General features: G+C 43.9%; 11 protein-coding genes, 3 tRNA genes and 3 rRNA genes. 5 read left to right on the top strand and 12 right to left on the bottom strand.

Annotation, left to right across the window (positions count from 1 at the left end):
- Positions 1-57 precede the first annotated feature (57 nt).
- From HYN43_RS25445 to HYN43_RS25405, 9 genes are all read right to left on the bottom strand, one after another.
- Positions 58-1,449, bottom strand: coding sequence for a hypothetical protein (locus tag HYN43_RS25445; RefSeq protein WP_162996628.1), 1,392 nt, complete (start codon positions 1,447-1,449; stop codon positions 58-60).
- Positions 1,450-1,508: 59 nt separating this feature from the next.
- Positions 1,509-4,484: a TonB-dependent receptor gene (locus HYN43_RS25440; RefSeq protein WP_162996627.1), complete on the bottom strand. Its 2,976-nt coding sequence runs from the start codon at positions 4,482-4,484 to the stop codon at positions 1,509-1,511.
- An 860-nt stretch (positions 4,485-5,344) separates the two neighbouring features.
- Positions 5,345-5,456, bottom strand: a 5S ribosomal RNA gene (rrf, locus tag HYN43_RS25435).
- Between the two features lie 246 nt (positions 5,457-5,702).
- Positions 5,703-8,583, bottom strand: a 23S ribosomal RNA gene (locus HYN43_RS25430).
- 255 nt (positions 8,584-8,838) lie between these two features.
- A tRNA-Ala gene (locus HYN43_RS25425) sits at positions 8,839-8,912 on the bottom strand.
- A gap of 90 nt (positions 8,913-9,002) precedes the next feature.
- Positions 9,003-9,077 (bottom strand) — tRNA-Ile (locus HYN43_RS25420).
- A 241-nt stretch (positions 9,078-9,318) separates the two neighbouring features.
- Positions 9,319-10,839, bottom strand: a 16S ribosomal RNA gene (locus HYN43_RS25415).
- The 16S, 23S and 5S rRNA genes sit together here with 2 tRNA genes alongside, the layout of an rRNA operon.
- A 977-nt stretch (positions 10,840-11,816) precedes the next feature.
- Positions 11,817-12,524 carry a RibD family protein gene (locus HYN43_RS25410; RefSeq protein WP_119406695.1) on the bottom strand — a complete coding sequence of 236 codons (708 nt, stop codon included), beginning with the start codon at positions 12,522-12,524 and terminating at the stop codon, positions 11,817-11,819.
- 84 nt (positions 12,525-12,608) lie between these two features.
- On the bottom strand, positions 12,609-13,022 hold the full coding sequence (locus tag HYN43_RS25405; RefSeq protein ID WP_119406694.1) for a BLUF domain-containing protein: 414 nt from the start codon (positions 13,020-13,022) through the stop codon (positions 12,609-12,611).
- Positions 13,023-13,269: 247 nt separating this feature from the next.
- On the opposite strand from HYN43_RS25405, the gene HYN43_RS25400 reads away from it, so the two are divergent.
- Entirely contained in the window at positions 13,270-16,623 is a 3,354-nt protein-coding gene (locus HYN43_RS25400; RefSeq protein WP_119406693.1) for a response regulator, read from the top strand.
- 47 nt (positions 16,624-16,670) lie between these two features.
- Positions 16,671-17,780, top strand: coding sequence for a sensor histidine kinase (locus HYN43_RS25395; RefSeq protein ID WP_119406692.1), 1,110 nt, complete (start codon positions 16,671-16,673; stop codon positions 17,778-17,780).
- A 195-nt stretch (positions 17,781-17,975) separates the two neighbouring features.
- On the opposite strand, the gene HYN43_RS25390 is transcribed toward HYN43_RS25395, so the two are convergent.
- The 3 genes from HYN43_RS25390 to metG all read right to left on the bottom strand — a co-directional run bounded on the left by HYN43_RS25390 (position 17,976) and on the right by metG (position 21,592).
- On the bottom strand, positions 17,976-18,743 hold the full coding sequence (locus HYN43_RS25390; RefSeq protein ID WP_119406691.1) for a hypothetical protein: 768 nt from the start codon (positions 18,741-18,743) through the stop codon (positions 17,976-17,978).
- 571 nt (positions 18,744-19,314) lie between these two features.
- Positions 19,315-19,386, bottom strand: a tRNA-Arg gene (locus tag HYN43_RS25380).
- 133 nt (positions 19,387-19,519) lie between these two features.
- The gene (gene metG / locus HYN43_RS25375) at positions 19,520-21,592 is read right to left on the bottom strand and encodes a methionine--tRNA ligase (RefSeq protein ID WP_119406689.1); all 2,073 of its coding nucleotides are present in this window, start codon (positions 21,590-21,592) and stop codon (positions 19,520-19,522) included.
- A 122-nt stretch (positions 21,593-21,714) separates the two neighbouring features.
- On the opposite strand from metG, the gene HYN43_RS25370 reads away from it, so the two are divergent.
- From HYN43_RS25370 to HYN43_RS25360, 3 genes are all read left to right on the top strand, one after another.
- Positions 21,715-22,680, top strand: coding sequence for a S66 peptidase family protein (locus tag HYN43_RS25370; protein WP_119406688.1), 966 nt, complete (start codon positions 21,715-21,717; stop codon positions 22,678-22,680).
- Positions 22,681-22,930: 250 nt separating this feature from the next.
- Complete coding sequence (locus HYN43_RS25365) at positions 22,931-23,800, top strand: hypothetical protein (protein WP_119406687.1); 870 nt, start codon at positions 22,931-22,933, stop codon at positions 23,798-23,800.
- A gap of 63 nt (positions 23,801-23,863) precedes the next feature.
- A complete protein-coding gene (locus HYN43_RS25360) occupies positions 23,864-24,745 on the top strand; it encodes a hypothetical protein (protein ID WP_119406686.1) in 882 nt (293 codons plus the stop codon).
- Positions 24,746-24,751: the final 6 nt, after the last annotated feature.

Here is a 24,751-nt window from a genome sequence, read left to right as displayed (position 1 = left end):
TGTAAGGCGTAGATTTTTCTGACAAGCAAATAGTATTATTTAATTAACCTTTATTAATTAAAAATAATATTTAGTCCAGTTAGCGTTAAACCAAACCGGACGGCTTGTGTTGTTGAAAGCACCCCAACCGCCTGCAGTTGCTGGTGAAGCACTTGTAGGGATTACGTTAAGGTATGATTTAGTGTTGTTTAAGTAAGGCTGAGTTAACCTTGCAAAACCATTGCTGTTAGTAGCAAACACGTTACGTTTGTTGCCAGAAGCATCAATTTTAGTGTTTAAGCTGGTTGGGTTAACAGCAGTAGTGAAAGCAGAGATAACGTTGTTGGTAACTTTAGTAACACCGCTGGTTACGAAACCTGAAGTGGTAGCATCAAAGTTAAGAGCCTCCGGGTAACCTAAGAAAATTGAGTTAGAGATCTCCATTTCAGAACCCCTGCGGATACGTGCAGCATACAGGTAACCTGGAGCCGACCATACATTGATAGCGTTAGCACCAATGATAGTAAGGTTTTTAACAATAGGGTGAGTTTTTGGAGTTAAAGAGAAGGTACCATCTTCTGCAGGAGCGTTGTTATCAGACTCGATACCGTTTGAATCGCTATTAGTACCGCTTGCGCTGTGAGTAGCATAGATATCAGCTACAGCTAAGCAATACTGTAAAGTACCAGTGAAACCGTTATCAAAATCGAAGTTATCGTCATCCGGTGCTAAAGAAACCAGGTAAGAAGCGTTAACTGTACCACCGAAGAACTCGAAAGAGTCGTCTTTGCCATAAGCAACTTCGATGTGGTCAAGAGAAGTACCGCTACCAACACCACCGCAAGTTAAGCCGTTAAGCTCGTTGTTTGGAGACAGGATATAACCAGCATACTCGATACGGGCATATTTGATAGTACCTGAAGAGTGAGTTGGAACGGCGCCACCATACCTGTTATCAAATGGTTCGATAGCATCTAAACCTTCGATGGTTTTGTTAGCTACGTTAACCGGAGCCTGACCTAACAATACCACACCACCAAAATCACCTGGCTGAGCAGTAGTGAAAGTGTTACCGTCAACAAGGTTACGGCTGGTGAAGATGATAGGAGATGTGTTGGTACCAACAGCATTGATCTGACCGTGACGGCAGATAACCAATGTACCTGGTTTGTTGTTAGCGTCAACAACGCCAACTACTACTGTACCGGCTTCGATAGTGATAGTAGCGTTATCAACAGCAACGATACCTTTCAAAACCCAAACTTTGTTTTTTGTTAAGGTGATGTTGCTTGAAATGTTACCAGAGAGGGTATCTTTTGGAAGTGAGCTCTCTGCATAATCAGCAGCTTTGGTATTTACTTTACCAAAGTCTTCTGATGAAGAATCAGCAGTTGATACCGCTGCTTCTTTTTTACAGCTGCTCATTGCAAATGTTGCCAAAGCAGCTCCTAAGATTAAGAATTTTTTCATTTTAATTTGATAATTGTTTTGTTTGCAGGTATAGTTTTAATTTGCTTGTTTCTGTGTGATTAAAAGGAGTAATTGAGTGATACTGTGAACGTACGCCCCACTTTACGCGAGAAAGTCACGTTATCATCTTTTTCAAAATTGTCCGAATACCCCGACTTAAGTTTTTTACCCAGTTCTGGTCCGTTAGGGTCAATATTTTCGTAGCTACGCTGGTTATCGTAGTAAAAATCAACACTGTTAAAAAGGTTGGCTACGTTAAAGCGAATCTTACCTTTCTTTTTCCAGATGTTTGCGCTCAACTGAACGTCCGTCTGGTCGTAAGCACCTTCAAATTCGTTGGTATTTAAATCGTTGGTAAGGATATAAAATTTACGCCCGGTATGGTTATGTACAATGTTTAACCCAAATATGTCGCCGTCATATCCAACACCGGCATTAAGCAAAAAAGGTGTCTGGCCATATAAAGGCCGTGTCTGAAGCGATTCTTTATAAGTAAGCATCAGAAATCCGGGTCTGTCGGGTACCGGGGCCAGCTTATCAAACTTCAAGCCCAATACTCTTGATCTAATGTAGGTAGCGTTACCAAATACGGTTATTTTATCTAAAATGGGCAAGTTATCATTTATAAAGCCTAAGCGCTTCCTAACTTCGGCTTCTATACCGTAATCTTTAGCCCACTTACCGTTATTGTAATAATACAGTGTAGTGCTTTGCTGTACCAGCTCGAGCGGCTTATCAAGGTATTTATAAAAGGCGCCTAATGAGATAATTTCACCAACTCCCGGAAACCACTCGGCCCTGATATCATAGCTGGTAGTTTTCGTACTCACCACGAGGTTACCTGTTACGTCGGCCAATAATTCTGAGTTGTAATTACTTGCCAATGAACGTTCGTTAAATTCAGGCCTTACAATACTTTGCGAATAAGAAGCTCTTAGATTTAACTGATCATTTACCGAGTAGGTTAAGTTACCCGATGGCAGAAACTCCCATTTTTTATCAACGAAAGTAGGAATTAGCGAATCGGTAGTATTAAGGAGTTTATTCGCCGAACTAAAGCCGTCGTTTGCTAAACCAAGCTTAAAGTTTTCGGCTCTTAAACCTCCCACAAAACGCACTTTTGGTCCAATTTTTTGATCAACCATTGCGTAAAAGGTGTGCGAGTTTGACGAACCGCTGTAACTGCTTAAACCGAAAGGGTAAACCTGGTAAACAAGCTTGTCGTTACTGAAATTTTCGGGGTTATTATGCGCATCCTCAATAATCAGTTTCTTAATGAAATCACTGCCGATATCGGCATCCGTTCCGGCTCTTAAATAGGCGGTCACAAAATCATTAGTCTGCTTTTTGCTGATGCCGATATAACCGACTTTAACCAGGCTGGCATAATCAGCCTTGCCAAACGTGCGCTGTAAAGATGTAGACCAGTTATAATCTGTTTCGGAAAGATTAAACGTTTGCCTTGACAGCGGGAAAACGTTAACAGCATCTTTTGAAACGTAATCAACAAAATAACTGCCGTACCGTTGTGCTAAATTGGTCATTTCGCGGCGAAGCATATCTTTTCGTTTACGATTAATATTGGTGCGGCTTGCGTCCCAGTTCCATTTAACCTTACCAAATTTGTGCTCGCCCTGTAGTTTATTTTGCAACAGTCCTAAAAAATCCGGTTCGGTTAATATACGTTCTGTAGTTGGCGCATAGGCCGGATCAAAAACTGCGTTTGGCTCGTCATCCCGGTATCCAAATAAATCGGTAAGCGGATTGGAAAAAATGCGGGTATAAGTGTTTCTTAAACCTATTGAATGGTTTTTGCTTTTAAAGCCAATATTTAATAAGCCCCCGTAGGTAGTATTGAAATTATAAACTTTTCCGTATCCTGATGGGTGGGTGGCATCAAATTGCGGATAATTATCATTTACCCCTAAATTGAAGTCGCCCCTTTGGTTTACAATATCTGTTATTGTTTGTGTATTGCGATAGTTAATGGATGCGATATATCCTATTTTATTATCGGCATTTTTAAGTGGAAACGACTGACCAAAGGTTAATGTATAATTTTGATTAGGCTGAGCTTTATATTTATACAATCTCCAATTATTAGTAAACTGCCTGCTGAAGGCGATATCATCATCAGTAAAAGGTTTCGGATTTGCCGGATCAACCGTACCTTGGGTAACAGCAAAGTAACCTGCCATTTTGCGCGTACCATCATCAAAACCAAAATAATCATATTTTCCGCGTTTGGTCGAGATCAGATCTTTACCTGTTGATTGATCGTTAAAACCGGTACCAATCGAAAAGTTGATGAAGTTTTTTGTAGGGATATCACGGGTATTGATCTGCACCATGCCACCTGCAAAACCAACCGGCAAATCAGGCGTAACTGTTTTATAAACGGTAACGCTCTCAATCATCTCAGAAGGGATTACATCGAATGAGAAATTCCTTCTTGAATAATCGGTACTTGGCAGCGGCGTACCATCGAGCGTGGCTACGTTATATCGCTCAGAAATACCCCTTACAATTACATATTTATTATCGAAAGTACTAAGTCCGCTGATCCTTTTTAAGGATTGGCCCAAGTTGGCATCGGGGGTTTTAGCTATTTGTTCGGACGAAATACCGTTGGTAATACCTGCGGCATTTTTTTGCCTTGTGTAAACACCCTCTACAGATGATTTACGATAACTCGAAGTGATTACAACCTCTTTAAGCTCGTTTTTTGAAGGCTTGAGGGATACCGACAAGGTGGTTACCTCGTTGTTTTTTACAACAACCTCGGTGATACGTTTGGTTTGGTAGGATACAAAGCTGAACTCAAGTGTGTAAACACCTGGTTTAACCGACAACGAGAAGCTTCCATCGATGCTGGTTTGTGCACCTATTGACTGGCCTACTATTTTTACGGTAGCGCCCGGAATAGTTTCTCCCTTTTCATCAACTACCTTACCGGCAATTTTGCCTCCATCGGCAGTTTCAGTTACTGTTGAAACATTATTAACAGTTACCGCCCCGGCGTAAGCCGGTAACATTGCTACAAATGCAACGAGCAGGAGACATCTGTTAAACTTTGTAAATAAGTTTAAAACGTAATAATAAGGCATAGAACACTTGTGTGATAACAGTTACAATATTTTATAGGTTGTTGAGTTATAATAGGCTTGCAGGCTTATAACTCATACCCGACACCACAAAGTAACCGCAACAAAGTGATTACATTATAAATAGCCCGTTAACCTTTTATTAGCTGTTAGCCAGATAATTGGCGAAAACACAGCATGTAACAAGTTAATTTTATGCCATTATTAAATTAAATAACAATTACAGCTTTACAACTGATTATCAATTACTTATATAAAAACTCAAAGACACCCTGGCCCGGGCGACTGCCCACAGGTTGTATCAAAAAAAATGCCCTCCGAGGGGCATTGTCAGTGTTCCACTTTTAAAAACGCAGTGTTCCAGTTTTGATTTTCGATTTTCGTAAATAACTGATTGTCAATACCAAGGTGTTCCAATTTGCTTTTGGAGGTTTTTACGATTTTACAACACGCTGATTATCAGGTGTTCCATTTTTCAGATTTCCACAAAGTGTTCCACCTTTAAAAGTGGAACAGTAGGTTTTTGGATGAGTGGTGAGCGGAGAATGGAGAGTTGGTGATTTTAGAGATTAGTGATTGGAGAACAGAGATTAGTTTCTTTGCGTCCTTAGCCTCTTTGCGTGCTTATGATCGCCAACTATCCACAAAAAACACTTAGAATCTTCGCGTCTTTGCGAGCTCAACCCTCTGCGCCAGGACAAGGCTTACCTAACTTACGAACCCTTATCAACGCAAAAAGCCTTAGTTATTCACTAAGGCTTTGCATTTGTTGCAGCATTGAAGCTGATAAAGGGTGGCACCGACCTACTCTCCCACGTTTTACCGCAGTACCATCGGCTCTGGCGGGCTTGACTTCTCTGTTCGGAATGGGAAGAGGTAGACACCGCCGATATAGGCACCTGAATTTCTTTTGAGCTTAATGCTCAAGGCTGAAAGCTAAAAGCCTTTTTGCCAATTCTTTTATTATTCTATTATTTTATTGTTTCGCTTTTCAGCTTTCGGCTTTACGCCTTCCGCTTTTAGCTCAACATGACATATTATTGAAAGAAGTATTTGAATAAGAGAAAACAACAGCATTATTGTTTATCTGTTTTGTCGCGGATTAGAGGTAGCGACTAATCTCTTAATCGCTATCCTCTAATCTCTGATCCGAAGAAAGCTTCGGGCAATTAGTATTACTCGGCTTTGATGTCACCACCTTTAGACCTGTAACCTATCAACGTAGTAGTCTACTACGACCCTCTATGGAAGTCTCATCTTGTGGCTAGTTTCGCACTTAGATGCTTTCAGCGCTTATCTATTCCCAACGTAGCTACTCTGCAGTACACCTGGCGGCATAACAGATTCACCAGAGGTTAGTCCAACCCGGTCCTCTCGTACTAAGGTCAGCCCCACTCAAACTTCCTACGCCCACAACAGATAGGGACCGAACTGTCTCGCGACGTTCTGAACCCAGCTCGCGTGCCACTTTAATGAGCGAACAGCTCAACCCTTGGGACCTTCTCCAGCCCCAGGATGTGACGAGCCGACATCGAGGTGCCAAACCTCCCCGTCGATATGAGCTCTTGGGGGAGATCAGCCTGTTATCCCCAGCGTACCTTTTATCCTTTGAGCGATGGCCCTTCCATGCAGAACCACCGGATCACTATATCCGTCTTTCGACCCAGCTCGACTTGTCTGTCTCACTGTCAAGCAAGCTTTTGCTATTGCACTCCGCGTACGGTTACCAAGCGTACTGAGCTTACCTTTGAAAGCCTCCGTTACCTTTTTGGAGGCGACCACCCCAGTCAAACTACCCGCCAAACAATGTTCTCCGCTTTGCAGAGTTAGACACCAAATACAGAAAGGGTGGTATTTCAACGTTGACTAAACTACTCCTGGCGAAGCAGCATCACAGTCTCCCACCTATCCTACACATCCTGTATCCGATATCAATGTTAAGCTATAGTGAAGGTGCATGGGGTCTTTCCGTCCCGTTGCGGGTAACCGGCGTCTTCACCGATACCACAATTTCACCGAGCTCATGGCTGAGACAGCGCCCAGATCGTTACACCATTCGTGCAGGTCGGAACTTACCCGACAAGGAATTTCGCTACCTTAGGACCGTTATAGTTACGGCCGCCGTTTACTGGGGCTTCGATTCAATGCTTCGCCTTGCGACTAACATCCCCTCTTAACCTTCCAGCACCGGGCAGGTGTCAGGCCTTATACGTCATCTTTCAATTTTGCAAAGCCATGTGTTTTTGTTAAACAGTCGCCTGGGCCTTTTCACTGCGGCTGCATTTCTGCAGCGCCCCTTCTCCCGAAGTTACAGGGCCATTTTGCCGAGTTCCTTAGCCATGATTCACTCGAGCACCTTAGGATTCTCTCCTCGACTACCTGTGTCGGTTTACGGTACGGGTTTTTATTACCTGAAGCTTAGCGGGTTTTCTTGGAAGTCTGATTACCTGAACTATTACCTCGCCCGAAGGTTTGGTATACTATCAGCTTTCAGCAGAGTCTGCGTACTTAACTACAATCTCTATACCTACAGCCTTTAACGAACTATTCCGTCAGTTCGCGTCAGTGTCACTACTCCGTCACCGCATCGCAGTAATAAAAAGTACTGGAATATTAACCAGTTGTCCATCGGCTACGCCTGTCGGCTTCACCTTAGGCCCCGACTAACCCTGATCCGATTAGCGTTGATCAGGAAACCTTAGTCTTTCGGTGGGCGGGTTTCTCTCCCGCCTTATCGTTACTTATGCCTACATTTGCTTTTCTATTCCCTCCACAGTCGGTTGTCCCTCCTGCTTCGCCGGATAATAGAATGCTCCCCTACCAGTGCATTTTCATGCAATCCATAGCTTCGGTATACTGCTTGATGCCCGTTTATTATCCATGCCCGATCGCTCGACTAGTGAGCTGTTACGCACTCTTTAAATGAATGGCTGCTTCCAAGCCAACATCCTAGCTGTCTGTGCAATCGGACCTCGTTAGTTCAACTTAGCAATAATTTAGGGACCTTAGCTGATGGTCTGGGTTCTTTCCCTCTCGGCCATGGACCTTAGCACCCATAGCCTCACTCCAGCGTATATTATAAAGCATTCGGAGTTTATCTGGATTTGGTAGGATTTGACTCCCCCGCACCCAATTAGTAGCTCTACCTCTTTATAACTCAACCGCCAGGCTGTTCCTAAAAACATTTCGGGGAGTACGAGCTATTTCCCAGTTTGATTAGCCTTTCACCCCTACCCACAAGTCATCCGGAAACTTTTCAACGTTTATCGGTTCGGTCCTCCAGTACCTGTTACGGCACCTTCAACCTGCCCATGGGTAGATCACAAGGTTTCGCGTCTACCTCCCCTGACTATACGCCCTATTCAGACTCGCTTTCGCTTCGGATCCGCGTCTTAAACGCTTAACCTTGCCAGGGAAGAGTAACTCGTAGGCTCATTATGCAAAAGGCACGCCGTCACCCGTTAGTTAACGGGCTCCGACCGCTTGTAAGTACACGGTTTCAGGTTCTATTTCACTCCCCTGTTCGGGGTTCTTTTCACCTTTCCCTCACGGTACTGGTTCACTATCGGTCTCTCAGGAGTATTTAGCCTTACCGGATGGTGCCGGCAAATTCCCACAAGGCGTCTCCGACCTCGCGGTACTCAGGATACCACTATCTAATTATCGATTACCCGTACGCAGCTCTCATGCTCTATGGCCGGGTTTCCCACCCCGTTCCGGTTCTCTTTAATTGTCATGTTGTGGTCCTACAACCCCTGCTATGCCGTAACATAACAGGTTTGGGCTTCTTCCATTTCGCTCGCCACTACTCTGGAAATCACTATTGTTTTCTCTTCCTCTGCTTACTTAGATGTTTCAGTTCGGCAGGTTAGCGCTATTGCAATTAGTCTTCAACTAATTAGGTTGCCCCATTCGGAAATCACCGGATTAAATCTTATTTGCAAATCCCCGGTGCTTATCGCAGCTTATCACGTCCTTCATCGCCTCTGAGAGCCAAGGCATCCCCCGTGTACCCTTTCTTACTTTCTTCTACTCATACGCCTTTTGCGCCGTATGGTATGTCTTTATTTGAGTATTAAGTTCCAAGTGCTTAGTCTTAAGTCTTTCGACTTTTAACTTCAGACTTTCGACTCAATGTCTCTATCTGTTGTTTTCTCTTGTTTTCAATTACTTCTTCCAATATGTCAAAGAACGTTTTGCGGATGTGCAGATGTTTTGATTTCAGATGTGCAGATGATTTCTCATTTGCATATCTGCATATCTTCACATTTGCTAATCTGCATCGTGGAGAATAACGGATTCGAACCGTTGACCCCCTGCGTGCAAGGCAGGTGCTCTAGCCAGCTGAGCTAATCCCCCGTCGATGAGTGATCAGAGATTGGTTAATCTGTGATTAGTTGCCTAATCTCTATTCTCTAACCTCTTTTCGCCTGCGGCTCCGCCGCATAGTAGTCCCGAGCAGATTTGAACTGCTGACCCCTACATTATCAGTGTAGTGCTCTAACCAAGCTGAGCTACAGGACTATTCTTAGTTTGCAGTGTTCAGTTTGCAGTGTGCAGCTCTTATTCTGCTTCCAGCCAGCTCTTGTTGCCAACTGCTAACTGCTTACTGCCCACTGAAGACTGCCTACTGTGTCCTGGCCTCAGCGGCCGGCCCACATCGATGGCTTCATCTTCTGGGTTTCCTTTTGTCTTTTTGTTTCTGTATTTAAGAAATTATCATGTAGGTAACAGTTCTTCGTTACTCTTGCGGAAACTGCTCCAGAAAGGAGGTATTCCAGCCACACCTTCCGGTACGGCTACCTTGTTACGACTTAGCCCCAGTTACCGACTTTACCCTAGGACGCTCCTTGCGGTTACGCACTTCAGGCACTTCCAGCTTCCATGGCTTGACGGGCGGTGTGTACAAGGCCCGGGAACGTATTCACCGCGTCATTGCTGATACGCGATTACTAGCGAATCCAACTTCACGGGGTCGAGTTGCAGACCCCGATCCGAACTGTGAATGACTTTTGGAGATTGGCATCCTGTTGCCAGGTAGCTGCCCTCTGTATCATCCATTGTAGCACGTGTGTAGCCCCGGACGTAAGGGCCATGATGACTTGACGTCGTCCCCTCCTTCCTCTCTATTTGCATAGGCAGTCTGTTTAGAGTCCCCACCTTAAATGCTGGCAACTAAACATAGGGGTTGCGCTCGTTGCGGGACTTAACCCAACACCTCACGGCACGAGCTGACGACAGCCATGCAGCACCTAGTTTCGTGTCCCGAAGGACTGTGCCGTCTCTGACACATTCACTAACTTTCAAGCCCGGGTAAGGTTCCTCGCGTATCATCGAATTAAACCACATGCTCCTCCGCTTGTGCGGGCCCCCGTCAATTCCTTTGAGTTTCACCCTTGCGGGCGTACTCCCCAGGTGGAACACTTAACGCTTTCGCTTAGACGCTGACTGTATATCGCCAACATCGAGTGTTCATCGTTTAGGGCGTGGACTACCAGGGTATCTAATCCTGTTTGATCCCCACGCTTTCGTGCCTCAGCGTCAATCATAGCTTAGTAAGCTGCCTTCGCAATTGGTGTTCTGTGACATATCTATGCATTTCACCGCTACTTGTCACATTCCGCCTACCTCAACTACATTCAAGCTCTTCAGTATCAAGGGCACTGCGATAGTTAAGCTACCGTCTTTCACCCCTGACTTAAAAAGCCGCCTACGCACCCTTTAAACCCAATAAATCCGGATAACGCTTGGATCCTCCGTATTACCGCGGCTGCTGGCACGGAGTTAGCCGATCCTTATTCTCAGAGTACATTCAGCTTCTTTCACGAAAGAAGGTTTATTCCCCTGCAAAAGCAGTTTACAACCCGTAGGGCCGTCTTCCTGCACGCGGCATGGCTGGTTCAGACTTCCGTCCATTGACCAATATTCCTTACTGCTGCCTCCCGTAGGAGTCTGGTCCGTGTCTCAGTACCAGTGTGGGGGGTCATCCTCTCAGATCCCCTAAACATCGTAGCCTTGGTATGCCGTTACCACACCAACTAGCTAATGTTGCGCATGCCCATCTTAGTCCTATAAATATTTGATTATAATACGATGCCATATCATAATGTTATGCGGTCTTAATCTCTCTTTCGAGAGGCTATCCCCCTGACTAAGGTAGGTTACATACGTGTTACGCACCCGTGCGCCACTCTCATCGGGAGCAAGCTCCCAAATCCCGTCCGACTTGCATGTATTAGGCCTGCCGCTAGCGTTCATCCTGAGCCAGGATCAAACTCTCCATTGTAAAATGTTTTGTTTGATTTCCCGACCCTATTATTAATTAATAGAATCTGTTATCATTATTGTATCTTTATACAGATTCCGCTTGTTTTATTGTAACTCTTCAATCTTCCTTAACCTTAGTCTCGGTCAATCTCCCGTTACGCTACATGATTTCCATTTCTTAAAAGAACTTGCTCGCTTCATCATCCGAATCAGCTATTATGTTTTTGCTTTACTTTCGCTTAGCTTAACTTGTCATTTTATCAGTGCGGGAATCGCTCCCTTTCACTTTTCTTGTTTGAAGCTTTTATTAAACTTCTTCTTTTCTTATCGGCTAAACTCGCTTAGCCTCAACTTCTTTCGCCCTTTTAAGCTCCCTTCCGTTCGGGGTTGCAAAGGTAAAAACCTTTTTTGTTTTTCCAAAAAAAATATTTTTTTATTTTTTTGGTGGTTTTCGCGGCTTTTCTACTTCTCTTTACCCCTGCTTCTCAGCCGCTTTCAATCCCTTTTCAGAACTTCCGCTCCTTTTCGAAGCGGCTGCAAAGGTGCGAATTCTTTTTCATTTTCACAAAAGATTTTTAAATCTTTTTTTCCTTCTCTTCGCCTTTTCTAATCCTTTAATGAACTTCCCCGCTGCCTCGTTTCCTCGTTTGCGGGCTGCAAAGGTACATCCTTTTTTCATCCATCCAAATTATTCTTTACCCTTTTTCCTTAACACTCACTTAATATCCTGATAACGAAGTGGAAAAATTTGAAAAAGCTTAATAATAACGTGTTTTGTGTTAGGGATAGCAGCGGATACCGGCCCCTGTGGCTAAGGCCTCCCGATGGGCATCGGGACGGGTAGTGCAGTATGAGCGGATAGCCCGCGCCGAAGGCAACACCCTTATTCAGTTGGCAGTTTTTAGTTGACAGTTTGCGGTTTTATGGATATCTGAACCGGGGAGAGGGGAGATTTTTAGTATTTATGGGATTTCTTGTAACATATAATATATCCTATCAGCTTTTGCTCACCTTATATTTCAGCCACAATACATCATCGTCCAGTTTTTTAACATCTTCAAGCTGCAGCAGCGTGGCGCCACCCCGTTTTGCTTTTTCGTCGATATCAAAAACAGTGGCCGTTTGCGCTGTGCCATCGGCAATTGGCAATAATAATTGATGGAACTCGTCAATCAAACCTTCATTTAAAAAGCTTCCGTTAATATGGCCGCCGCCTTCCAGCATTAGTTTTTCGATATTAAACAAGGTATAAAGCTTTTCGAGAGCAATGGCCAAATCAATCCCCTTCTCGCCGGCAAAAATGTACGAGAGGCCGATGTCCTGCAAATGGGCCAGGTAAGCATCCTCTACCTGTGTGGTTAGTATAGTAATTACATGATCGCCGTGCATAGTGGCTTTTTTCCAGCCCAGCTTGCCTTGCGCATCAATGGCGATAGCAAAAGTTTCAGATTGATGACCGGCCACAAAGTCCTCCCGCGAAACTTCCTGGTGCCCTTTTTTTAATACCGGGCTGGCTCCTTTAGTAAAATCCTTCTCCATGGTAGCGCGGCCAACTATCCAGGCACCTATACCAAAGGTTTCGTGGGTATCTTCAAAGTTTTTTAAGAGTTTGGTGATAGCCGGCGCATTACCCCATTGCTCGGTGAGTATTTTACCGTCGACAGATGTCATCATCAAACAGATTACGTAGGGGCGCTTTTTCATCGGTATTGGATTAGTAGTTATATACTATACCCAAACAGGGGCAGTTTTGTTTATTTACTTAGTTTTTAAGTTCGATAACAGTGGCTATTGCAAATTGGTGCGCACAAAAGTTTTAAGCATGATAAATGCCGGATGATCTGAACCGGAAACAAGTTCGCTCAGTTTACGCGGATCGGTAAAGGCCTCAAGCTCGGCAAATTCTGTTGCCGTACCCCTTCTGAAACCCATCGACCAGGCGGCGAAAGCACGCTCATCATGCTCGCCATCGGCAATTTTAATGAGGTCTTTATGCCTGTTATCGGCTTTTATCGTATCGTATACCGCGTCAACGTCTGTTGCATCGCCTTCTAACACCTGTATAAAACTGCCATCGTAATAAAGCAACATCCCCGTAACCGATTTTTTGGCGTTGTTGGCGCGGGCTTTTTTTAATAATTCTTCCAGTTGATCCTGGCTAAATAAATTAACTGCCGTGCTGAGGTAAATGAGGTATTTCATAAGGGCTAATATACCAATCGCCACCCCCTAAAAACTAACCGTAGGCCCATATTTATTTCTCACTCCTTTTTGCTATAAGGCAAATCTCAACAAATGCAAACCCCGTATATATAAGTTGCGAATTGTGGCATTCCCCGGAACTGCAACTGTCGTCTGTCACATAAAAACAACGTAGCGACTATTTGATATTGATTTATCGAAATACCGGGATCACCTTATTTACAATTTTTAATTAGTTAGTCGCTAAATGATAAACAAACGTCTTCTACCCTGGTTTACCCTCGCGGTTTTGTTAGTTATTGCTGTTGGAATTGCCGCTTACACATCGCTAAAAAAGCAAATAGCTGATGAGGTTGATATTACCCAAGCGTATAAGGTAATTGATCAAACCAGTAAAATAAGCGGCTTGCTCATGAATATGCAGGCCATAAGGCAGGCCTATCAAAGCAGCGGCGACCGTGCTTATCTTGATAAATATGCAGGTTTGCAAAGTGATGCTGTTACCGCCACCGATAGTATTGCCATAGCCAACAGTACAGACAGGCAGAGTGCGCAGCTTTTAAAAGCTGACATCCAGATGCTCAACCTGTTTTGGGAAACCCGGGTAACGCAAAATATAAAGTTTGACCAGAGCAGCTTCCGCCGCGAAAAAGAATTGGTTGATGCTGTTCAAAATCGGCTCCGTAATATCAGCCTATCCGCAGGCAAACTGCTTGAAGAACGCCAACAGGCAAAAAACAATGGCATTGAGCAGGCCATATTGATTATTGCAGTTGGCACCGTATTAATACTTTTGGTGATTTTGGGCCTGATACGCCTGGTTATTGCCGAACATACCAACCGTACCAAAGCCGAATTGTTGCTGAACGAAAAATATGCTGAGTTAAACCAGGTTAATGAGGTTACCAATACCGCCAACCTGCTGCTTGACGGCCTTCGGCAGATGAACGATAGTCTGATGGGTAACGATAGCGTAACCGAACTGGTGATGAGCTGCCTGGAAACCCTTACCACTTACCTTAAAGTGCCCTGCGCCGTTTGCTACCTGTTTGACAACCAGCAGAATGAGTTAATACAAACCGGAGCGGTAGCCCTGGCACCCGGAATGAAGGAGCGGATAAAACCAGGCGAAGGTATTACGGGTGCGGCCATTAAACGAAAAACGCTTACAGTAATTAATGAAATTCCTGGAGACTACTGGCAAATTGGCTCGGCCAGCGGCAGTGCAATTCCGGATACACTTGTTATACTGCCCCTGTGGAAAGGTAACGAGTTAATAGGCGCTATTGAAATGGGCTGCTTTGGTAAAGATGTGAGTGATGCAGTTGAATTGTTAAATGGCATGGCTGCCAATATCGCTTTGGGTCTTTCGGCTGCGCAATTACTGGCGCTTACCCAGCAGCAGCGCGATGCCCTGGCGGTGCAGCAGGAAGAGCTGCGCCAAAGCAATGATGAACTATCGGTACAAGCAGAAGAATTGCGCGCATCAGAAGAAGGCCTTAAAGAGCAGGAGGCCGAACTCATCCGGATGAATATCGAGCTGGAAGAAAAAACCGAAGGGCTTGAGCTGGCCCGCATGGAGGCATTAAAAAAAGCCGAAGACCTGGAACTGGCCGGCAAATATAAATCGGAGTTTCTGGCCAATATGTCGCACGAGTTGCGTACCCCTTTAAACAGCATCCTGATCCTTACTGCACTGATGCAGGAAAATAAAGACAAAAACCTGAGCCATAAACAGCAGGAAAACCTGGGTATTGTTTATAAATCGGGCACTGATTTACTTAACCTTATTAATGATATCCTCGATCTGTCGAAGATTGAGGCCGGCAAAGCTGATTTTAATTTCGAACAGGTATCCATCCGTGGCCTGGCCGAAGATATGCACCAGGCATTTGCTCACGTGGCTACCAATAAACAGATCAACTTTAGAGTTACCAATACTTTGCTTACAGCCGAATATGTAACAACCGACCGGCAACGATTGGGGCAGGTGATTAAAAACCTGCTCTCGAACGCCTTTAAATTCACCCCTAACAAGGGTAGTGTCGATCTGAGTTTTTCATCCGTTGATGAAGCACTGAGGATAACCGTAACCGACACCGGTGTAGGTATCCCCAAAGAAAAAAAGGAACTTGTTTTTGAAGCCTTCAGGCAGGCAGATGGTGCCACCACAAGGCGCTACGGCGGCACCGGACTTGGTTTATCCATCAGCCGGGAACTGGTAAGCAAACTGGGCGGTACCATCACCCTGCAAAGCACCGAAGGCAAGGGAAGCACATTCATTGTTCAATTGCCCTTACAACAAGTGGTACTAACTGAAAATACTGCTTCGGCCGGGACTGTGACAGAATACATTGCGCCGGTAGCCTTACCTATTCATGAGCAAACGCAAATTGATGATAGCCGTGCCGGGATAATCCGCAATGAGCGCGCTATATTGATTATTGAAGATGATGTAAATTTTGCCCGTGCGGTAAATGATTACGCCGTGCAGCGCGGCTTTAAAACCATTATTGCTCTTAGCGGCGATGAGGGCCTGCATTATGCAAGCAAATACAGCCCGGCAGCCATTATTCTTGACCTTGCCCTGCCGGTACTGAGCGGGCAGCATATCCTTAAAAGCTTAAAAGCCGAGCCTGCCCTGCAGCACATCCCCGTTCATGTAATATCGGCCCATGATGGTTTTGATCTCCCGGCCAGGGATGTGGCAGGTTACGTACAAAAACCCGTAAAACAGCACGATCTTGAATATACCTTTAGCAGCATAGAAACCTATATCAGCCAACACTACCGCAAAGCGCTTATACTGTGTGATAATAGCGCCGCTTTGAAGCAATTATTTGAAAACGCTACGGCCAGAGGCCTGCCCGGAATAGTTTATGATATTACCGCCAGTCGCGAACAGGCGCTGCAGATGATAAAAGCAGGATTGGCCGATTGTTTAATTGTTGATTGCAGCGCGCCGATTGCCGAAGAGGCAGAAACGCTCAAGGTATTCCGTGAGGCAGCTGCCGGGCATTTATATGTGATAGCTTATGCCAACCGCGATTTGAATAACGATGAGATCAAACAGCTTAAGGCGGTATCCAACGCCATCATCGGTCCGTCGGCACAGGCTAATAACCGTCTTTTTGATGAGATTGAATTGTTTTTGAAAAAGGTTGATGATACCGGCGCTATTCAATCTCCGCAAAAAATAAGTGCTTCATTTACCAGTGCACTGCAAGGCCAAACAGTATTGATAGCCGATGATGATATGCGCAACATTTTTGCCCTCTCGGCCCTGCTGGAAGCACAAGACATGGTAGTGCTTACCGCCGAACATGGCAAAGAGGCAATAGAAATGTTGCACCAACACCCCGAAACAGCTATTGTACTGATGGATGTGATGATGCCCGAAATGGACGGCTATGAGGCCATGCAGCTGATACGGACCGATGATAAATATGCGCGGTTGCCGATAATTGCCCTCACCGCGAAAGCAATGGTTGGCGACCGGGAAAAATGCCTTGCCGCCGGAGCCTCGGATTATATTACCAAACCTGTTGATAACCAAAAATTACTGGCGCTGCTACGTGTATGGCTGGCGGCCGATAAATGAAATTGAAACTATTTAGCTGATACTATTCCCCCTAAAACTGACCCAACATGCGACCCTTTAATCAAACGTTTACTATTTTATTAGTAGATGACCGCGAAGAAAACCTCATATCACTACAAGAAATACTGGAAGCGCCTGATCGTAAATTTTTAAAAGCGCATTCGGGCAACGAAGCCTTGAAGATGGCGCTGAAAAATGAAGATATAGGGCTAATTATGCTGGATGTGCAAATGCCCGATCTGGATGGTTTTGAAGTTGCCTCCATCCTGAAATCGAACCCGCGCACCCGCGATATCTCCATCATTTTTGTAACCGCCATCAGTACCGAATTAAATAATGTACTTAAAGGCTATGCACATGGCGCGGTTGATTACCTGCAAAAACCCCTGCACATTGCTGTAACGCAATCAAAAGTTAAGGTTTTCCAGGATCTTTATTTTTACCAGCAGCAACTTAAAGAAACCATCGAACTTAAAGACAAGATCAATAAACAGCTGGAGCGCTTTATGTTTATGGTTGCTCACGATTTAAAATCGCCGCTGGCGGGTGTGGTAGGTTTGCTGCAATTAATGAAGGACGACGACAGGATCACCTCGTCTGACGAGTTGCTGGATTATATGAAACTGATGCTTGAGGCCTCCAACCATCTCATTAACATGATAGGCTCTATATTGGAATACAGCCGTCAAAATCAAAAAGATCAAAGCATTGAGGAATTTGATGTGCATGAACTGGTGGCCGAAATGGCCAGGCTGCTTTTCCCGCCCAGCCATATTCACATTGGTTTTGATAACCGTCTGCCCAGTATCCGAACCAAAAAACTGAAACTGCAGCAGGTTTTTCAAAATCTGCTCACCAATTCTATCAAGTATATTGATAAGCCGGTAGGCGAGATTAGCATAGGCCACCGGGAAGAAGGGGATTTTTACAATTTTTACGTGAAAGATAACGGTGCCGGCATCCCAAAAGAAGCCAGGCAGAAAATATTCAACCTGTTTGAAACTGCGGGGCATGCCTCCAAACGGGATACCAGTACCGGTGTAGGCTTAAATATTATGAAAATGCACGTAGAAGAACAGGGCGGCAAAATTAATGTGGAATCTACTCCGGGCGAGGGCAGTACTTTTTATTTTCAATGGTTAAAACGGATGAGTTAAGTTAAAAAAGCCGATTGGAGGGAGATCACTGATGGTTGGCCTCCAATCAGTTTGATTTACCTGCCTTTTGAAACCGCCTACGCGATTATTTGATCGTAGGCATACACTCGTTGGCCCAATAGTATAAGGCCATTGAAAACCAGCGTGTAGTAATTATGTAGAAAGCTAATGGTAGTTCTTTAGGGATTGGACAATTTATCTCGATAATCCTCTGATTTTTATAATACTGTCTGCCAAATCTAAAGGAGATTTCAGATGATAACCAATTAATGGAATAGCATCTCCCATTGTATTAAAAATCAACCCTTCTTTTTTATGTTCCGGAAATTCTATTCCTTTTTCCTTTAGCTTATTTACAAGTACAACGTTCCAAAACGCTGAATACCAGGATCCGGTAGTTTTAGGAAGCATAATAAAAACGCTCTTCTCCATCAGACTTTCGTTTTCGTATATTTTCACAATCTCTTCAATAATACCAGGCGTTGGTCCGGCTACGATCAATATACCCATTGAAGACTCCAAAAGCAAATCTATATTTTCCCTCCAGTTAGCGTCGTCCGTTTTTATTCTTGCTGCGCCTGCTTTTAATTTTTTTGTATCACCCAAAGAAATTAGTTCAATTTCCATTAAGCTTAAACAGTAGCTCAATTCTTCCTCAATGGTTGTTTCTTTAAAAATATCCGCTGTATAATGAACAGGTTCCCAATACCAATTATGGGATATGTTTTCGAATTTAAAGGAACGTAAGTGGACAAAATAAACATCGTTACTTTTATTATTCTCTAACCTGCCGATGATCTCCAACGCCTTTTTATTTTTTTCAAGTATCTTGGTTTTATTAGATGATACATGAAGTTTATCAATGAATAAGGTGACAAAATAAAAAGTTAGAGGCAGCCACAATACTATATAAAACCAAATAAAATATTCATCCACACCCGTTATGAAGTAGGATGCAATCAAGTACAATATGGTGATTAAGAGCCACGAAATGAAAATACTAAGAGGAAATAGAATCCAATTTGATATCCACTGTGTGGATTCGGAATGCCTATGCCTCCGTATTTTTATTTTGCTTGTCATGATAACTTTGCTTTAGTGTTTGATTCACAAGGAATGAAAACCGGAGTTTGTACTGAACTTGTATTTTCCGATTACTAAGTTTGAAAATAGAATTGAGATTTCGAAGCTTGGTTTTTTCTTTAGAAGTTAAGTTGTCTTCTAAACAGTATGAGTTTACGTAATGTAGAAATAGAAATTTCATCCCTCAGAAATAAACCGTTGTGGCTACATGAAAAGTAAAATTCTTCACTCCCTCATTAACCATAAGCTATTTGCTTCTCTTCAAATCATTTATAAGAACAGTGTTCTTCATCACTTCGACATACATTAAAACCTCCATCTGCCGGGCGAGCATAATTGGTTGAATATATTGCCAAAAAAACCAAAGAAATTATCAACCTTATATACTGATAAACAAAGGTTAAGAAATAAAAAACGGAATGGCGAATTAGATTTTCACCATTCCGTTCAGTAGCCCCGACGGGAATCGAACCCATATCTAAAGTTTAGGAAACTTCTATTCTATCCGTTGAACTACAGGGCCATTACCGGCTTTTAAGTACCGGTGTTTTATTTAGTTTGCAAAGGTGCAATTTTTCATTGAAAAATCACACCCTAAAAATTCAAAATTTAAAACATACTTCATCTGCACATCCGCACATTTGAAATTTGCACATCTACCGGATCACCGCACCGTTGTGAAAATCTTCGGTTGGGGCAACAAAGCTTAGTTTACCTTCGCTGTTTTCGGCCATCAGGATCATGCCTTGCGATACAATGCCTTTAATCTCCCTTGGCTCCAGGTTTACCAGGATGCTCACTTTTTGCCCGATAATGTTTTCGGGCTCGTAATATTCGGCAATGCCCGATACTACGGTGCGCTCATCGATACCGGTATCAATAGTTAACTTTAGCAGCTTTTTGGTTTTGGCAACCTTCTCGGCGGCTAAAATGGTACCTGTGCGGATATCCATGGTAGCAAAGGTTTCGTAGTTAACGTTTTCTTTTGCCGGCAGCACATCTGCCGATTTTGGCGGAACTGCAGCAGCTTTTTTATCTGCCAATTTTTTTAACTGGGCTTCTATCACATCGTCCTCAACCTTTTCAAACAACAAAGCAGCCGGGTTTAACTGGTGGCCGTTATTAAAATACATTTCCTGATCGTACGTAATGGGCTCATTGGGCAGATTAAGCATCGTGATAATTTTTTTAGCTGTAGCCGGTAAAAAGGCCTGCGCAGCGGTAGCCAAGTGTCCAATCAGTACCAGGCAATTGTGCAGCGCCTCTTTGGCAGCCGCCGGATCTGTTTTAATGGTTTTCCATGGTTCTTTTTCGGTAAGATATCGGTTACCTAAACGGGCCATGTCCATTACAGCCTGCAAGGCCTGGCGGTAACGGTATGCCTCGAGGTTTTTCTCAATCTCATCGTAGTACTCGCCTATACCGTTGCTAAGGGCCTCATCTGTAAACTCTATCCGGTCGGTATCAGCCTCAATTTTACCGTCGTAAAACTTGTGCATTAATATCATTACCCTGTTAACAAAATTACCAAGGATGGCCACCAGTTCGTTATTTACGCGGGCCTGGTAATCTTTCCAGGTAAACTCGCTGTCGCTGGTTTCGGGCAGGATGGAGGTAAGCACATAACGCAGTTCGTCCTGTTTACCCGGAAACTCTTCCAGGTACTCGTGCAGCCACACAGCGTGGTTGCGCGAGGTGGAGAGCTTGTCGCCTTCCAAATTTAAAAACTCGTTGGCAGGTACGTTTTGCGGTAAAATATACTCCCCGTGGGCGTGCAGTATGGATGGAAAAATAATGCAATGGAATACGATATTATCCTTGCCTATAAAATGCAGCAAACAGGCATCATCCTGCTCGTCGGCTTGTTTTTTCCAGTATAGCTTCCAGTCTTTATTGTTATCGATAGCCCATTGTTTGGTGGCCGAAATATAGCCTATCGGCGCGTCCATCCAAACGTAAAGCTTTTTGCCTTTGGCTTCAGCAAGGGGCACGTCGATACCCCAGTCCAAATCGCGGGTCATGGAACGTGGTTGCAGGCCCGATTTGAGCCACGATTTGCATTGCCCAAATACATTCACCTTCCAGCTGCCTTCTTTGGCATCAATCCATTGCTCCAACCATGGCTGATATTTATCTAAGGGCAGGTACCAATGTTTGGTTGATTTTAACACAGGCGTTTTGCCGCTTAGGGTTGAGATTGGGTTGATCAGATCGGTAGGGTTGAGGGATGTACCACAACGTTCGCATTGATCGCCGTATGCGTTTTCATTGCCGCAGTTGGGGCAGGTGCCGATGATGTACCTGTCGGCCAGGAACTGTTGGTAATCCTCGTCGAAATACTGATCCGAGAATTTCTCAACAAACTCGTCCTTTTCATAAAGGTTCAGGAAAAACTCCTGGCTCAGTTCGTGATGAATTGGCGATGAGGTACGGTGGTAAATATCAAAGGCAATTCCAAAATCCTCAAAGCTTTCTTTAATCTGCTTGTGGTATTTATCAATAATAGCCTGCGGCGTGGTATCTTCTTTTTTGGCTTTGATGGTGATAGCTGCTCCATGCTCATCCGAGCCGCAGATATACACTACATCCTTTTTTTTGAGCCTTAAATAGCGCACAAAAATATCGGCAGGCAAATAAGCACCCGCCAGGTGACCGATGTGCAATGGCCCGTTGGCATAAGGCAGGGCCGATGTAATGGTGAATCGTTTATATTTGTTGAGTTGTGACATTAAATATCGCCTTGGTAAATAGTGTGCAAAGATAATTGATTTATACGGGAGTGAGGTAGTTGGATGTCCGAAAGTCGGAAAGTCAGTAAAGTCCGGAAGCCGAACCCATTTTTTATAAAGCGATGGATAATCTTGATAATAATATAAACTCTTACGGACTTGCGGACTTACGGACTTACGGGCTCCCAGCCTCCATCCAACCTCCATATTTAAAAAAAGGCGACAAAGTTGCCATTACCTGCCCGGCCAAAAAGCTACCCGCCCCCATGACGGATGCTATAGATCTGCTGCAAAGCTGGGGCCTTGAAGTTGTTTTGGGCGAAACAGTTGAAGCCTCCTACCATCAGTTTGCCGGTGATGATGATTTGCGTGCCCGCGATATGCAGCGTTTTATTGATGATGATAGTATTAAAGCCATTATTGCCGCGCGTGGTGGTTACGGCGCTATCCGGATTATAGATAAGGTTGATTTTAGCCGCCTCGCCACCAACCCCAAATGGCTTATCGGCTTTAGCGATATCACCATTTTGCATACGCACCTGTTAGCCAATTATGGCCTGCAAAGCATCCACGGGCAAATGCCTATTAATATCCCCGATGCATCCAAACACTCGCTGGATACTTTGCGGCAGGCTTTATTTGGCGAATCATTAAGCTACGAATTTACATCGTATGGCATTAACAGGAGCGGGGAGGGGCAGGGTATTTTAATAGGCGGAAATTTATCTCTACTGGTTGCCGCCTCGGGTTCGATATCCGACCCGGACTATAGCGGCAAAATTTTATTTATTGAGGATGTGGGCGAATACCTGTACTCGGTAGACAGGATGCTGCGAATGCTGAAACGCGCCGGGAAGCTGGCCGGCCTTGCAGGGCTTATTGTGGGCGGTTTTTCGGGCATGAAGGATAATGACATCCCTTTTGGCCAAACTGTGCCCGAAATTGTGATGGATGTTGTAAGCGGGTATAATTATCCGGTTTGTTTTGATTTCCCCGCGGGGCATATCCCGGATAATAATAGTTTGGTGCTGGGGCGGCCGGTACACCTGATGGTGAATGAGCAGCAGGCGAGGCTGAAATTTGTATAAGAAACAACCGATTTTTTTTATAAAATACTTATAAACACCCTTTTATATACACCCGGGTTAATTATATTTCACTTTTACATTGCACTTCTCTCAAAATGGGCATTTATATTAAAAAATAAATATTAACACAGAGTAATTTTTGTATCATTTTTACACACCACAGTTAAAACACTTATAAAAAATAGTTAAAACACCTATTTGAACGAAATATTTTATATGGTATACTTACAAAAAATATACTATATAAAATATGAAAAAACAATTATTATGGGCTGCGCTGCTAATGGCTGCAGTGTTTACTTCGTGTTCAAAAAATGAGCTTAAACCCGAAGTTACAACTACCGGTAAAGACAAGTTAAAAACAAACACTACCCAACCTACGTATCATTATGCAGATCTGCTATTGCAGCCAAGGCAAGCGGGGGAAAATTTTGACACTTATAAAGGTGTGTGGTCCGGAGCAGAGGTTAAAATGATCGGCACACCAACATGGTATCAGGCCGGATACCCAACATTAACAAACGGAATTCCAGGATTAAACGCATCCTACGGAGTCTATAGTAATGGAAACATGATTTCATCGAGTGTCGCCGCCGGCCAGGATTTTATTATTTTATCTATTGGAACAATAGCTTTGCCCGACCTTCAGGCTTTTCAAAAAGATGTAGATAGTTACATGAAAGCGCGCGATAACTATGAGAAGCTGGGAGGCCAAACCCAAGTTCCGTTGGCGTCTGATTATATTAAAGACTCCTATACATCCGGAATGGGAGGATATATAACCGTAACCGGGAAATTAATACGCGTTACCACCGGTTCACACTGGGCCTTAGCTTCTGTTGATTATCCTACTCCGACAGCTACTGCGCCAGCTTCTCCTAAATTTGTGGGCGCTGTTCCTGATCCAAATGATAACACCATCGTATACGATGTTTACGGCACCAACGGCAATATTACTATTACCAAAATATTTAAAAATGGCACAGAGCAAGGAATGGCTGGCGGTTTCTCTTCAGGAACATATACGTTTGTTGGAGGAAACATTTACCATGTTTCTGTAACCGTTTATCGTGCTAACGGTACTTCCTTTACGTTTAATGGCAATTTAGATATTTCATAACTCGTTGTCCATTAACAACCTTTATCAATAAACATAAAATATCTAAACTATCCACAAATCATTATGAAAAAACAATTATTATGGGCTGCGCTGTTATTTGCTGCGGCGTTTACTTCGTGTTCGAAAAATGAGCTTAAATCGGTTGATGCATCTACAGCCGGTAAAAACCAGCCGAAGCCAAATTCCGTTCAGCCAACCTATTCTTATGTCGATCTGATTTTACAGCCAAGGCAAGCCGGAGAAACCTATGATACCTATAAAGCCACATGGGGTTCGGCCGATATCAAACTGATGGGGACTCCAAGCTGGAACACCGTAAAATATCCAACCCTGCAAAATGGTGTGCCTGCTTTTGGCGGCGCATACGCGGCGTATGTTGGTGCAAACAGTGTTGATTTCAATATTTCAGGCGAGGAGGATATTATCACGGTAACAGCCGGCTCTACACCATTTTTTAATTTCCAGGCTTTTCATAAAGACCTTGGTACATTCCAGGATTCGCTTGAAAGCTGGCATAAAAGGAATGACCCTAAACCGATGCCCGACACTACTTCTTATCCACTGATTTACAACTATGTTAAACTATCTTACACCGATCCAAATACTCCCCATTTAATCACAACTACAGGCAAGCTGATTCGCGTAACAACGGGATCGCATTTAGCTATTGCAACTATCAACTACCCGCTACCTAAAGCTCAGGGCTCTACTGCCACTTATCCTACATTTCTTGGCGGTGTACCCCATCCTGAAAATCATAATCAGTTTTACCACATTTTTGGAACCGATGGTAAAATCACTAAAATAAACGATAGTGATTGCAAATCAGCCTCGGGAACTTATACGGCCACCACCAATCAATTCATCTTCAACGTTAACGTTACTATTGTGAAAAATGACGGAACAACAGTAACTTATAGCGGGCTAACCGTTGATCTTTCGTAATTTATT

Origin of the sequence: Mucilaginibacter celer (assembly GCF_003576455.2) — a bacterium.
GTDB lineage: Bacteria > Bacteroidota > Bacteroidia > Sphingobacteriales > Sphingobacteriaceae > Mucilaginibacter > Mucilaginibacter celer.
The sequence above is the reverse complement of the archived record's forward strand: the minus strand, read 5'-3'. Positions and strand labels throughout refer to the sequence as shown.